This window comes from Algoriphagus aquatilis (genome assembly GCF_042657405.1).
GTDB classification, from domain to species: Bacteria; Bacteroidota; Bacteroidia; order Cytophagales; family Cyclobacteriaceae; genus Algoriphagus; species Algoriphagus aquatilis.
Genome location: NZ_JBHSKS010000011.1, coordinates 67,591 through 80,698 on the forward strand (window position 1 = coordinate 67,591; position 13,108 = coordinate 80,698).

Here is a 13,108-nt window from a genome sequence, read left to right on the forward strand (position 1 = left end):
CATGTACGATCAGTTTAAACCCAAATTAGAACAAGAGTTAGCCTCCATCGAAGAAGCCGGTCTTTTCAAAAGAGAACGTATCATCACCTCTCCACAAGCAGCGGAAATTACCATCGCTGGAGGTCAGCAAGTGCTGAATTTTTGTGCAAATAATTACCTCGGACTTTCTTCACATCCCCGAGTCATTGAAGCGGCTAAAGCTGCCATTGATTCTCATGGATTTGGCATGTCTTCCGTGCGGTTCATTTGCGGTACGCAGGATATTCATAAGGAGTTGGAGCAGAAGATCTCCGAGTTTTTGGGGACAGAGGATACTATTCTTTACGCGGCAGCCTTTGACGCGAATGGAGGTGTATTCGAACCGCTTTTTGGGCCGGAGGATGCGATCATTTCCGATGCGCTAAACCATGCCTCAATCATTGACGGAGTGAGATTATGCAAGGCCATGCGCTACCGCTACGAGCATAACAATATGGCCGACTTGGAAAAGCAGCTTCAGGACGCCATCGCTGCCGGTGCCAAGCAAAAGATCATCGTAACAGACGGGGTATTCTCCATGGACGGTACGATTGCTCAGCTGGATAAAATCGTGGAGTTGGCTGAGAAATACGAAGCTTTGATCATGTCCGATGAGTGTCATTCCACCGGATTTATGGGCAAAACCGGTCGTGGTGTCCATGAGCACTGCGGAGTAATGGGTAAAATCGACATCATCACAGGTACCTTAGGCAAAGCCCTTGGCGGTGCTTCGGGAGGATTTACTTCCGGGAGAAAAGAAATCATCGAATTGCTTCGTCAGCGTTCGAGACCTTACTTGTTTTCAAACACTTTGGCACCATCGATCACCGGAGCTTCTATTGCCGTGTTGGATTTGCTGTCAGAGACTACTGCTCTTCGCGATAAACTGGAGTCAAATACGGCTTATTTCAGAGAGAAGATGAATGCGGCAGGATTTGATATCAAGCCGGGAACACACCCAATTGTGCCTGTTATGCTGTACGATGCCGTACTTTCGCAAAAGATGGCCGAGAAGCTGTTGGCAAAAGGAATCTATGTGATCGGGTTCTACTATCCGGTGGTTCCCAAAGGTCAGGCTCGAATCCGTGTGCAGATTTCCGCAGGGCATGAGCAGCATCATTTAGATCAGGCGATCGCGGCGTTTATTGAGGTTGGAAAAGAATTGGGAGTGATCAGTTAACTCGATAAGGGGCCATCCGCATGATTGGCTTTTCACGTCAGTTGAGACACTCACTTGGGCTGAATTTTTCAACTGAAACAAAAAATCCGACTGAATAGTCGGATTTTTTTATGCCCGTTTGCTGATGGCTAGATTCTTTTTGGCGGTGAGGTCGTATTCGGAGAGGTTTTCAAACCGGTCGTCCAAGTCCAGATTGTTGAGGTAGTCATTGATGATTTCTCGGATTTCCTGAAAAGAGAGGTTGTGAAGTACCTTTCCATTTTTCATCATGGAGATTTGGCCTGTTTCTTCTGATACCACTAAGATCAAGGCATCAGTTGCCTCAGACATGCCGATTCCAGCTCGGTGACGAAGTCCAAACTGAGCTGGCACTTCCCGTTCGGTCACAGGCAAGATACATCTTGCAGCTTTGATTCTGCCTTTGTGGATGATCACTGCCCCGTCATGAAGTGGACTGTATTTGTTAAAAATGGAGATGAGTAATCTTTTGGAAAGCTCCGCATCGAGAATGTCACCACTTTCGGCATAGAATTTCAATTCGACGGTACTGGAAATGACAATCAAGGCTCCTGTATTTGAACCAGCCAATACTTTGGCTGCATCGATGATCGGAGCAATGTTAAATGCGGAGTTTTCTTTTTTCTTCCAAAAGAAAAGGATGTCTTTCCAGACATTGTCATCAGAGAAAATAGAAGACCGACCCACGATCAGGAGGAATTTTCGGATTTCAGGAGCAAAAATGATAATTGCAGCAATTACCCCCACACCCATAAATTGTCCCAAAATTGCTGAGAGTAGCTCCATTCGCACAGCTCTTACCAACAGGTAAATCAAGTACAGCGAGAGGAAACCCAAGAAAATCTTGATAGCCACACTGCCTTTCAGAAGCTTATAAACTTGATATAAAAGAGCCGCTACCAGCGCAATATCAATCATATTGACGATGGAGACATCTAAAAATCCTATTTTAAAGAGTAGGCTCAATGGTAGAGTTGTTCAAATAGTGTGACTGTTTCTTTTGCTTCTTTTACATCATGTACTCTCAAGATATTCGCTCCTTGCGATAAAGCAAACATATTTAATGCAGTAGTACCATTTAAGGCTTCAGATGGGTTGATTTGCAGTGTTTTGTAAATCATTGATTTTCTAGACACCCCTGCTAGAATCGGTAATCCCAATGCGTTGAACCTTTTCAGATCACGCAAGAGTTGGAAGTTTTGTTCTCTTGTTTTTGCAAACCCGAATCCCGGATCAATAATTACATCTTTAATGCCAAGTTTACTGAACTGCTCCAGCTTTTGGGAGAAATAATAGAGGATTTCGGGAATTAGATCCTGATAGATTGCTTCTTCCTGCATGGTCTGAGGAGTTCCTTTCATGTGCATGGCAATGTAGGGTACATTCAATTGGGCGACCGCTGCAAGCATTTGAGAATCCAAATTACCTGCAGAAATATCATTGATCAGGTCTGCTCCAGATTCGACTGCATGTTTGGCTACCCCAGACCTGAAAGTGTCCACAGAAATCAGGGTTTCGGGAAATTCTCGTTTGATCAGTGAAATGGCCGGAACTACCCGCTGGACCTCTTCCTCCATGCTAATATCCAAAGCTCCTGGCCTCGTGCTATACCCTCCAATGTCCAGGAAATCCGCACCTTCCGAAATCATTTTTTCGGCAGTGTTGAGAATCATTTTTTCTTCCAAGCGTACACGACTACCCTCAAAAAAAGAGTCTGGAGTGAGGTTGAGGATACCCATTATTTTGGGTTTGTCCAAGGAATAAACCCTTCCCTTGATTTGGAATGTATATTTTTGGGGAAATAATTTATCTTCGATCGGAGAAGACGGAGTGGATCCGGAAGGCATTAAACAAAAATATTTTGGAGACTAAAACCAGCAACGAATATAAGCAAGTAATTGCCCGATGTAAAGACTTATTCCGCAAGAAGACCCTTGATTATGGGACTGCATGGAGGATTTTGAGGCTATCGTCGATTACAGATCAGATTTTTATCAAAGCACAGCGTGTTCGTTCTATTCAGGAAAAGGGCAGTCAAAAAGTTGGAGATCCCATTGTGGACGAGTTTGTCGGAATTATCAATTACTGCCTGATCGCTTTGATTCAAATATCATTGAAAGAGGACGAACGCATGGAGATTCCATTTGCGGAACTGGAGCCGCTCTATGACCAATGGGCTGCCGATACTAAAGCGCTTCTGGAAAATAAGAACCATGATTACGGAGAAGCTTGGAGAGATATGCGGGTGAGCTCGATGACGGATATTATCTTGATGAAGCTTTTTCGGGTCAAGCAAATCGAAGACAATTCAGGAGTAACGATTGTTTCAGAAGGTATCGAGGCCAATTACCAGGATATGATCAATTACTCCGTGTTTTGCCTGATCAAGCTTGGGTATCACGAAGGTGTTATTCATTGATTTTTAACTAAAATAACGCTTTAACTGGGCGGTTCATTTAACTTGGATTGCTCTTAAAAACATAAAACTCCTATGAATAAGCAAGCAATCCTTTGGCTACTTCGCATCCTAGTTGGTGGCCTCTTTATATTTTCAGGTTTGATCAAGGTCAATGATCCTGTGGGTACAGCCATTAAGCTGGAGGAATATTTTGATGTGTTTTCCAACGACATTGCTGGATTCTTCTACTACTTTAAGCCATTTGCATTATACATCGCGCTGGTTTTGGTGGTTTCAGAGGTGGTTTTGGGGATCATGTTGATTTTGGGAGTGAGACTGCAGCAGACAGTTTGGGCTTTGGCTTTAATGATTTTGTTTTTCACGTTCCTCACCTTTTACTCTGCGTATTTCAACAAGGTAACCGACTGCGGTTGCTTTGGTGACGCAATCAAATTGACTCCTTGGGAATCTTTCTACAAAGACATTATCCTGTTGGTGATGATTTCTTTCCTTTTCTTTTTCAGATCAGATCTTCCTGAAGAAACTCCAAAATGGGCATCTATTGCGGCGATGGCCAGTTTGGTCATTTCTACTGGAATTGGTATCTGGGCCATCCAAAATCTTCCATTTATCGATTTTAGAGCCTATAAAGTGGGCGTAAATATTCCAGTCAACATGCAGCCTTCCGCACCTTTGGAATACACCTATGTGATGAAAAAAGGAGGGGAAACCGTTTACTTGGATCAGTACCCTACCGAGGAGGGCTATGAGTTTGTCGAGATGGTATTGAAAAATCCTGATGCTCTTCCTAAAATCTCAGATTTTGCGGCATGGAATGCCGAGGGGGATCAATCCGAGTTTCTTTTTGCGGGCAACAAGGTTATTATTCTAAGCAGTAGCATGGCAAAGATGAGTGATGCTAATCTTGATGAAATCGGTTCACTTGTGAAAGCCATGGAAGGGGCCCCTGTAGATGTGGTGTTTATTGCTGCTGCCACGCAGGAGGAGATAGACGCCTTTTTGAACAAAAACGGTTGGAGTATCATCGGACTTCAAGCGGATGCCACGGTAGTGAAAACCATCATGCGAGCCAATCCCGGGATTATGATCTTGAAAGATGGTGTGGTCATCCAAAAATACCATCACAACAATACTCCGGAAGCTACCGAGGTGATTGACCTTTTTCTATGAATAAGAACCTGAAAGTCGTCTTGGTGGGTCTTCCCGGATCTGGGAAAAGTACCTTTGGTAGGCAGCTAGCTCAGGAATTGGGTTTTCCGTTTCTGGATCTCGATCAGCAGATAGAGGAAAAGTATGTGAGGAAAATTCCTGAGATTTTTTCTATTTATGGAGAGGGGAAATTCAGAGAATGGGAAACAGAGACACTTTCAGATTTATTGGATAGAGATACGTCCTTTATTTTGGCATCTGGAGGTGGTGCGCCCTGCTTCAATGACAACATGGACTTGATTAATTCAAAGTCGGTTTCGGTTTATTTGGATGTGCCGCTAGAGTCCATTTCACAGCGACTTCAGGCTTCCAAAGTTCAAAACAGGCCTATGTTTCAAGGCTTGGATCAAGGAGAAATTATCCTAAAGCTTAAATCCCTTTTGGTATCCAGGGAGTATTTTTACAATCAGGCAAAAATAAAGCTCAGCGGGGAAGATTTTTCCGCTGAGCTCTTGATGCATGAACTGATCAATTTGCTTAGAAGCTGATTCCTAAGGTTAGGATCCCTGAAGTGATGGAGTGGTTTACTTCATTAACAGGGCCGAAATTGAACCCATTGTCATCGAATACCTGATAGCTTCTGTACAGTGTCTTGTAGCTTTGATTAGCTACAGAGAGATCTAAGCTCAATGTATTGAACCTAATACCAATGCCTCCTGAGAGGATTTGAGTACTTTGATCTATACCTGAGGTGTTGGAAAAAGGATCACCCAAAAGCGAATAGCCTGCACGGAATCTCAGTTTGTTCAAGATAGCTTCTCCACCTAGTCGGTAATTTAACGTACTGCCGTATAGATCCCGAATAGCTTGGTTGTCCGGCCTTTCATTGAAATCATTCGAGCTGATTCTAGCCCTGCTGTAATCAACAAAATCTACGTCTGCTGAAATGAATCCATTTTTTCCAAAGAAAAAGGTAGCTCCCCCTCCAATTTTCAAAGGGGTATTGATGCCGTAGCTGCTGATAATCAAGTCGGTCACAGCCTCCTCAGTGCCTAAAGTGACATCTTCTTGTTCGAAATAATAGTTATTGTAATTGGCTGTCATGCCGGCCTCATATTCTTCACTCATCGCAAACCAAGTTGGGCTTTGAAAGACAAATCCAAGGTTCACAAAGTCAACCGGTTTGTAGATCATACCTAGGTTCACGTTGACACCTGTTCCATTGATGAACAAGCTTTCTCGCAAGGAAGAAGTTGCGAGGGGCTGATTCACAAATTCTTCATTGTAAACTTTAAATGAGGAGAAATTAATGGTACGAATGCCAAGACTGCCACCTACAAAAAATTTGTGAAGAAAGTTTGCACCATATCCGAAGGTCACCTGGTTAGCGCTCCCTTCCTGTGAAATGTTTTCATCCTGAAATGGGAAGCCAAGTACAAAAGAATCGTATGAGTTAGGATTGTTAATTGGTCTCCCATTCTCGTCAACTGTTATCGGATTAATCTGATATGTCTGGTATGCCAATCCCGTAAGTCCTCTGTTCTCGATTTGATTTTCAGGAATACCAAATGCATCATCTAGGTAAAAGTCGATAATGGAGCTTTCACCTAAAACATCTGAAAAGTATCCAAATTCGGTATTGAAGTTGGCTATTCGCTGAAAGCTAAATCCCCAAGAGCCGCCTTTAAATGCTTTGGATTCCAGGTTACCTTTTGGTTTTGCGCCGACATAGCTAAGGTTGGGAAGAGAGAAATTCGAGGTACTGTAGGATTTATTTTGATCCAAATAACGTGTATCTATTGCCCAATTAGAATAACCCAAACTGAAGCTGGCTTCTGAAGATCTGAAAAAGCCTAGGCCTGCTGGATTTCCCACAATATTGGACACATCTCCTCCCAATGACCATTGTGTACCCCCTATGCCTACCATTCTAGCTGAACCAGCAGGCACAACTCTGCTGAATCGATAGGCATCTTCAAAATAGCCGCTTTGAGCAAAAGAAGTCAAAGCCGGAAATAGGGCTAAGAATACGAGTGATGCAATTATCCTCATTGATAATTAGATTTTAGAGAAATAACGATGTGATGCTTATTGACTGTTTAGTCTATACAAAAAAAAGGGGGGAATTAATTCCCCCTTCCTCCTCTGGAGCCTCCTGAAGAGCTGACTCCGGAAGATCCGCCACCTGAGCTTCTGCTCGGTGCACTAAAGCTGCTTCCTCCTGAGTAACCTGAATTTGATCTACTAGGAGCACTGTAAGATGGTGTATTGTTGTTATAAGATCTGCTAGGCGAACCTGAATTATTGTAAGTTGGGCTTGTACTTCTGTTGTAAGATGGAGAAGTGGAGCGAGAATTATTTCCAGGTACGGTAGATCTGTTATAAGATGGTGAAGAACTTCTATCATACCCAGACGGGTAGGATGAGCTTCTGGTTGGGGAATCGTAGCTTCTAGTATTGTTTGGATACGCAGTTGACGGCCTTGCGCTAGGCGCAGCACCACGGCTACCCGAAACGCTTCCTCTGTCAGAAGCTGCCGAATTCATGTTTCTTGTTGTGCCGGTATTTGCCACTCGACTTCTTCCGGAATTATAATAGTCATTTTGAGACGAGCTGAAGTCCCTACTTGCACCTCTTGCGTTTTCGGAGGAGATAACTCTTCTTGGTGAATTGGCAGTTGCGTTAGTGGCATTGGCTCTGGCTTGAGCTCGTGCAGTACTTGGTACAATACTCGATTGTCCCATACCTCTAAGGTCAGATACCATAGAGGAACCTCTAGTAGGTCTGGAACCATATACTACTCTTCGATTCCCAAATTCGCTACCCGGTAATACTACAATAGGACCAGTAGCATAAATTGGTCTACCCCATCCCCAAGGTGAACCCATGAATCCACCTCCCCAGAATGGATCGTAGAAACCACCCATTCTTCCAAATCCGAAGAATGGATTAAATGGATCATAAAAAGGTCTTCCCCATCCAAAGTTTAGCCCCACGTTGAATCCTGGTCTAAATCCCCAAAAAGGATTAAAGAACGGATCATAAAATCCCATTCCCCAAGGGCTGAAAGCTCCGAAACCAAATCCCATCCCCATGTTGAAGGCAGTATTTCCCCAACCTCTATTGTTATTGAAATTGTTTACTGAAAAACTGTTATAAACATCGATATTAGGCTGATTGGTCGAATTCGTTTGGGTCTGATTGTCATCAAAATAAACTACTTCTTCCTCATCGATTGCAGAAGTCTGTCCATATCGAGAAATGTACTCCGGATTCACATTTCTTGAACTGAAACTTTCCTGAGGAGCTGTAGGCTCTTTGGCTAGGTTCTGAAAGGTGGAGGGATTGTTATTTGCAACAGCGTATTGTGTAGCAATTTTGACATCTGAAGCCATGAAATAAAGATTGTCATTATTGCTACTTGCTGCCATTTTATTTGAGCTACATGACGAAATCGCCAATGAGCCCATCAATAAGGAAGCAGAGATAATTAATAGATTCTTCATAATTGAAGTGGATTGTTGCATGGTTATACGAGTCGACAACTTAGAGGTTGTACTTTTTGGGTTATATTTGCCTTTCCCAATAAAGCAAAAATAAGCACATTTTAATATTTAACAACTCCATGAGTAAAGGACTTCCAAAGCGTAGTGAGGATTATTCCCTCTGGTATAATGAATTGGTAAAAAGAGCTGATCTAGCTGAAAATTCACCCGTACGCGGCTGTATGGTGATCAAACCTTATGGCTATTCCATTTGGGAAAAAATGCAGGCCGAACTGGATAGAATGTTTAAAGAGACCGGACATACCAACGCCTATTTTCCACTCTTCATCCCCAAGTCCTACCTGAGCAAAGAAGCTAGTCACGTAGAAGGATTTGCAAAGGAATGTGCAGTAGTGACGCATTACAGACTCAAAAATGCTGAAGATGGATCAGGTGTAATCGTAGATCCGGAGGCCAAGCTTGAGGAGGAACTTATTGTCCGTCCGACTTCAGAAACTGTAATCTGGAGTACCTATAAAAACTGGATCCAATCTTACCGTGATCTTCCTCTTTTGGTCAATCAGTGGGCAAACGTGGTGAGATGGGAAATGAGAACCCGACTTTTTCTCAGAACTGCTGAATTCCTCTGGCAAGAAGGTCATACTGCTCACGCCTCAGCAAAAGAGGCGATGGATGAGACTGTCCAAATGATGAATGTATATGCCCAATTTGCGGAGGAATTTATGGCCTTACCGGTGGTGAAAGGCAGAAAAACAGCCAATGAACGATTTGCAGGAGCGGATGAAACTTTTTGCATTGAGGCTATGATGCAGGATGGAAAAGCACTTCAAGCGGGTACCTCTCACTTTTTGGGACAGAATTTCGCTAAAGCTTTTGACGTGAAATTTGCCACAAAAGAAGGGGGGCTGGATTATGTATGGGGTACTTCTTGGGGTGTAAGTACCCGACTGATGGGAGCCTTGATCATGGCTCACTCGGATGATAATGGATTGGTTCTTCCACCTAAATTGGCTCCTCACCAAGTCGTGATAGTGCCGATTTACAGAGGAGAAGCCGAATTAGAGTCCATTTCTGTTAAAGTAAAGGAAATCATGGCTGAGTTGAGAAAAGCTGGAATATCCGTGAAATACGATGATCGAGATACCCAAAAGCCAGGTTGGAAGTTTGCCGAATATGAGCTCAAAGGAGTTCCTGTGAGAATCGCAATGGGCCCAAGAGACCTTGAAAATGGCACTTTGGAAATTGCTAGAAGGGATACCTTGACGAAAGAAACTTTCCAACTTTCAGAAATGCCGATTGCTGAAAAAATCGGGGGGCTATTGGAAGAAATTCAAAACTCGATCTATCAGAAGGCATTTAACTTCAGGGCTGAAAAAACTACAGAAGTCAACTCCTGGGATGAGTTTGTCCAAGTATTGGAAGAAAAAGGAGGATTTGTTTCGGCACATTGGGATGGTACCACAGAGACCGAAGAGAAAATCAAAGAACTCACCAAAGCCACTATCCGATGCATTCCGCTTGATCAAAAACAAGAATCAGGCTCATGTATACTTACCGGAAAACCCTCGACAGGTAGGGTTCATTTTGCAAAAGCCTACTAAGATTTAAACCCGGATTTATCCGGGTTTTTTATTTGCCTTGGTGGGACAATCTCAAGTTAATCTTGTATTTTGCTCTCATTCAAACTGGGATTATGGAACTATTGATACTTAGTAGCCTTTTGCTCACAGGATTAATTTTGCTATTGGTAGAAATCCTTTTCATTCCTGGAACTACCATTGTGGGAATTTTAGGTTTTGCCGTGAGTCTTATTGGATTGGCATTTGCCTTCTTGAATTTTAACTATTCTGTTGCCCTTTGGATCACCGGAGCTACTGTTGTGGTCAACTTTGCTGCGGTTTGGTATGGTTTCAGTTCTGGAGTTTGGAAGAGATTTTCGCTCAAATCCTCTATGCAGGGTGGCGCTTTCGATGGTCGTACCCTTGGATTGGAAGTTGGAATGAAAGGGATATCAATTTCTGATATCAAGCCTTTTGGCAAAGCCTCTTTTTCCGATGAGCTCTATGAAGTCAAATCTGAATCAGGATTTATAGAAGTGGGGAAAACGGTAGAAATCATTAAAATTGAAAACAACAAAATCATAGTAAAATAATTATGGAAGCAGATAGCTCATTGTTCGTGTTAGTTGCCGCATTTGCGGGGATAGTCTTACTCTTTATCTTTCTCTACTTCGTTCCGGTCAATCTTTGGATTACGGCCCAATTTGCCAATGTAAAAGTTGGAATCGGTGAATTGATCGGAATGCGAATCCGTAAAGTGCCGCCAAGTGTCATAGTAAATTCCATGATTACGGCCACTAAGGCAGGGCTTCAATTGACGACCAATGATTTGGAAACTCACTACTTGGCAGGTGGCAACGTTCCAGCTGTAATCCGGGCTTTGATATCGGCTGACAAGGCAAATATTAATCTCAGTTTTAAGCAAGCTACAGCCATAGATTTGGCAGGTAGAGATGTTTTTGAAGCAGTGCAGATTTCTGTTAATCCTAAAGTGATCAACACCCCCAGTGTGGCTGCTGTTGCGGCAGATGGGATTCAGCTGATCGCCAAAGCAAGAGTAACTGTTAGAGCTAATATCGCGCAGTTGGTGGGTGGAGCAGGAGAGGAGACTATTTTGGCTCGTGTAGGCGAGGGGATTGTTACATCAATCGGTTCTGCAGCTACGCACAAATCAGTTCTAGAAAATCCTGATAAGATTTCTAAACTGGTCCTCCAGCGTGGGCTCGATGCTGGAACTGCTTTCGAAATTCTTTCAATTGATATAGCGGATATTGATGTGGGGACTAACATCGGGGCAAAACTTCAAATCGATCAAGCTTCAGCTGACTTGAAGGTGGCAGAAGCTAAAGCTGAAGAAAGACGAGCCATGGCCGTTGCTTTGGAGCAGGAGATGAAAGCCAGAAATGTGGAGATGAGAGCAAAAGTGATTGAAGCTGAGGCGGAGGTGCCTAAAGCTATTGCTGATGCATTCCGCTCTGGTCAATTAGGGGTGATGGATTACTATAAAATGGAAAACATTAAGTCTGACACCTCAATGCGCGATTCTATAGCAAATTCGGACAAGGAGAATAAAGATGGTGGAGCCTCTAAGGCAGACAAAAAATAATCAGAGGGAGCTTTTCGCTCCCTTTTTTCTTTTGGTTCCCGGCTCTTCTACTGGAATGACCACAGGAATGTACATTTCTTTGGCCAACACTTTCTGATCTGCCCAATCCAGCTGGATTTGCTGGTATTGAATTGGGAAGAGCGTATTTCCCGCTGTGTTGATTATTCCAGCCAAGCCATTTTTGTGTACGATAATCAAATCCTTGGAAACCACTTCCACCTGATCATATTCTAGAGAAAGAAGGATATGTCCATTACTATCGAGGATTCCTTTTTTGCCTTGAGATTCGACCAAAAGAAATCCTTCTTTCAGACGACAAATCTTTTCAAATCCGGTTGGATTAATCACGTTTCCAGATGAGTTGAGAAGGTAATAAGAAGTGTCCTCTGATTTGGCGATTGCTGTGCCATTTTCAAATTTCTTCAATTCCTTCCATTTTGGATCATTGACAATCCGTCCATCAGCATTGATCAAGCCCCAGGAATTACCTTTTCTGAAGGAAGCTATTTTCTCTGAAAAATTTCCAACTTCTTCAAATTGAGGCTGTATAGCCCAAGTTCCTGCTTCAGATAAAAACCCTGTTTTTCCATTCTTTTTAGCAGGGAATAACCCTTCACTCCCGGCACCAATCCATTCCGCATCAGATATAGGCTGCACTAACCAGCCTTTTTTACCTAGCAGACCAAGTTTGTTATCTCTGAATCGTACATTGTAGAGATCATTTCCAATTAGGGTCACAGATTCCATTCCTACTGCATCCAGCAAAATCCCATCCTCCTCAATTATTCTCCGTAGTTTTCCATGAATGTATTCCAACATCAGGTTTCCTTCTTTGGTAATCCTGTGATAGGAGTTATAGCTTACCTGAGCACGGATTTCGTCACCTTGGATGAGTAAGTACTGATTTTCATCAAACCCATAGAAAAAATTACCTCGGGTGTGCTCGAGCTGATCTATGACAGGTTCCAGCACAAAGATCCCTTCCCGATTGATCAATCCAAACCCGGTGGATTCCTTGGCAAGCAGGAAATTTCCTTCATTTTCCTCTAAATAATCATAACCTCTGTCAGGCTGACTAGATAAGGGTAAATAAAATTTTTCTCCTTTTTTAAGGATGATCATCCCATGATGGGTCAATTTAGCCTCTTCCGCGGATCCTAATGCCGTAATTTTATTTTTTCCTCTTTCAAACATCCAATATTCTCTTCCTTTTCTGGCAAGAAGAAGATTAGGGTAAGTTTTGATCTCTTCATATTCAAGCGGTAAGGCCAACTGGCCGTATTCGTGAAATGCACCAAGTCCTTTTGGACCTTTTACTACGATCCAAGGCTGAAGGTATTGATATACTTCATCGCCTTGTAGGTCCAGCATCGGGCGAAGATCAGGTGACAATAAAAACAATCCCGATTCATTTTTTCCAGTGATGACTGTTTCGCCCAAGATTTCAATTCTATCAAAGATTGCACGCTGCTGAAGTGTTCCTTTCAAATCAAAAACCTCCCAAGTTTGAGCAAATACAGGGATTGAAGTCAGAAAAAGTAATGTAAATGCAAGGATAAAGGTTTTTCGCATAGCTGTTTGATAGTGGCCTAAATATAAAATGACCAAAGGATTTTCAAAGGCTCCTTTGGTCATTTGCGTGGTTGTAGGCTT

Annotated in this window: 12 protein-coding genes; 7 read left to right on the plus strand and 5 right to left on the minus strand. The window is 42.9% G+C overall.

Features of this window, described 5'->3' with window-relative positions:
• Window position 1: 1 nt before the first annotated feature.
• Window positions 2–1,198, plus strand: a complete 1,197-nt coding sequence (gene kbl, locus ACFPIK_RS13820) for a glycine C-acetyltransferase (protein ID WP_377916265.1) — start codon at window positions 2–4, stop codon at window positions 1,196–1,198.
• 108 nt (window positions 1,199–1,306) lie between these two features.
• Here kbl and cdaA read toward each other — a convergent pair whose 3' ends face one another.
• Window positions 1,307–2,182, minus strand: coding sequence for a diadenylate cyclase CdaA (gene cdaA / locus ACFPIK_RS13825; protein WP_377916267.1), 876 nt, complete (start codon window positions 2,180–2,182; stop codon window positions 1,307–1,309).
• Window positions 2,179–3,063: a dihydropteroate synthase gene (folP, locus tag ACFPIK_RS13830; protein WP_377916269.1), complete on the minus strand. Its 885-nt coding sequence runs from the start codon at window positions 3,061–3,063 to the stop codon at window positions 2,179–2,181. Before folP ends, cdaA begins: the two co-directional genes overlap by 4 nt.
• Before the next feature lie 14 nt (window positions 3,064–3,077).
• Between folP and ACFPIK_RS13835 the strand changes: the two genes are divergently transcribed.
• The 3 genes from ACFPIK_RS13835 to ACFPIK_RS13845 all read left to right on the plus strand — a co-directional run bounded on the left by ACFPIK_RS13835 (window position 3,078) and on the right by ACFPIK_RS13845 (window position 5,332).
• The gene (locus ACFPIK_RS13835; protein WP_377916271.1) at window positions 3,078–3,635 is read left to right on the plus strand and encodes a DUF1599 domain-containing protein; all 558 of its coding nucleotides are present in this window, start codon (window positions 3,078–3,080) and stop codon (window positions 3,633–3,635) included.
• A gap of 72 nt (window positions 3,636–3,707) precedes the next feature.
• Window positions 3,708–4,805 carry a BT_3928 family protein gene (locus ACFPIK_RS13840; protein ID WP_377916273.1) on the plus strand — a complete coding sequence of 366 codons (1,098 nt, stop codon included), beginning with the start codon at window positions 3,708–3,710 and terminating at the stop codon, window positions 4,803–4,805.
• A complete protein-coding gene (locus tag ACFPIK_RS13845; RefSeq protein ID WP_377916275.1) occupies window positions 4,802–5,332 on the plus strand; it encodes a shikimate kinase in 531 nt (176 codons plus the stop codon). Before ACFPIK_RS13840 ends, ACFPIK_RS13845 begins: the two co-directional genes overlap by 4 nt.
• On the opposite strand, the gene ACFPIK_RS13850 is transcribed toward ACFPIK_RS13845, so the two are convergent.
• Window positions 5,322–6,836 carry an OmpP1/FadL family transporter gene (locus ACFPIK_RS13850; RefSeq protein WP_377916277.1) on the minus strand — a complete coding sequence of 505 codons (1,515 nt, stop codon included), beginning with the start codon at window positions 6,834–6,836 and terminating at the stop codon, window positions 5,322–5,324. The genes ACFPIK_RS13845 and ACFPIK_RS13850 overlap by 11 nt on opposite strands.
• Before the next feature lie 74 nt (window positions 6,837–6,910).
• Complete coding sequence (locus ACFPIK_RS13855) at window positions 6,911–8,290, minus strand: hypothetical protein (protein ID WP_377916279.1); 1,380 nt, start codon at window positions 8,288–8,290, stop codon at window positions 6,911–6,913.
• Between the two features lie 119 nt (window positions 8,291–8,409).
• Between ACFPIK_RS13855 and proS the strand changes: the two genes are divergently transcribed.
• The 3 genes from proS (at window position 8,410) to floA (ending at window position 11,455) form a co-directional block, all read left to right on the plus strand.
• Window positions 8,410–9,891, plus strand: coding sequence for a proline--tRNA ligase (proS, locus tag ACFPIK_RS13860; RefSeq protein ID WP_377916281.1), 1,482 nt, complete (start codon window positions 8,410–8,412; stop codon window positions 9,889–9,891).
• A gap of 92 nt (window positions 9,892–9,983) precedes the next feature.
• Window positions 9,984–10,442, plus strand: coding sequence for an NfeD family protein (locus ACFPIK_RS13865; RefSeq protein WP_377916283.1), 459 nt, complete (start codon window positions 9,984–9,986; stop codon window positions 10,440–10,442).
• A 2-nt stretch (window positions 10,443–10,444) separates the two neighbouring features.
• Window positions 10,445–11,455 (plus strand): flotillin-like protein FloA, encoded by a 1,011-nt coding sequence (floA, locus tag ACFPIK_RS13870; protein ID WP_377916285.1) that lies wholly within the window; start codon window positions 10,445–10,447, stop codon window positions 11,453–11,455.
• On the opposite strand, the gene ACFPIK_RS13875 is transcribed toward floA, so the two are convergent.
• Entirely contained in the window at window positions 11,456–13,090 is a 1,635-nt protein-coding gene (locus ACFPIK_RS13875) for a WG repeat-containing protein (protein WP_377916287.1), read from the minus strand.
• Between the last annotated feature and the right edge of the window lie 18 nt (window positions 13,091–13,108).

Bases quoted from the DNA above. Each gene is read 5' to 3' on its own strand.
- kbl (WP_377916265.1), top strand. From the start codon at position 2: ATGTACGATCAGTTTAAACCCAAATTAGAACAAGAGTTAGCCTCCATC.
- folP (WP_377916269.1), bottom strand. From the start codon at position 3,063: ATGCCTTCCGGATCCACTCCGTCTTCTCCGATCGAAGATAAATTATTT.
- ACFPIK_RS13840 (WP_377916273.1), top strand. From the start codon at position 3,708: ATGAATAAGCAAGCAATCCTTTGGCTACTTCGCATCCTAGTTGGTGGC.
- ACFPIK_RS13845 (WP_377916275.1), top strand. From the start codon at position 4,802: ATGAATAAGAACCTGAAAGTCGTCTTGGTGGGTCTTCCCGGATCTGGG.
- ACFPIK_RS13850 (WP_377916277.1), bottom strand. From the start codon at position 6,836: ATGAGGATAATTGCATCACTCGTATTCTTAGCCCTATTTCCGGCTTTG.
- ACFPIK_RS13855 (WP_377916279.1), bottom strand. From the start codon at position 8,290: ATGAAGAATCTATTAATTATCTCTGCTTCCTTATTGATGGGCTCATTG.
- proS (WP_377916281.1), top strand. From the start codon at position 8,410: ATGAGTAAAGGACTTCCAAAGCGTAGTGAGGATTATTCCCTCTGGTAT.
- ACFPIK_RS13865 (WP_377916283.1), top strand. From the start codon at position 9,984: ATGGAACTATTGATACTTAGTAGCCTTTTGCTCACAGGATTAATTTTG.
- floA (WP_377916285.1), top strand. From the start codon at position 10,445: ATGGAAGCAGATAGCTCATTGTTCGTGTTAGTTGCCGCATTTGCGGGG.
- ACFPIK_RS13875 (WP_377916287.1), bottom strand. From the start codon at position 13,090: ATGACCAAAGGAGCCTTTGAAAATCCTTTGGTCATTTTATATTTAGGC.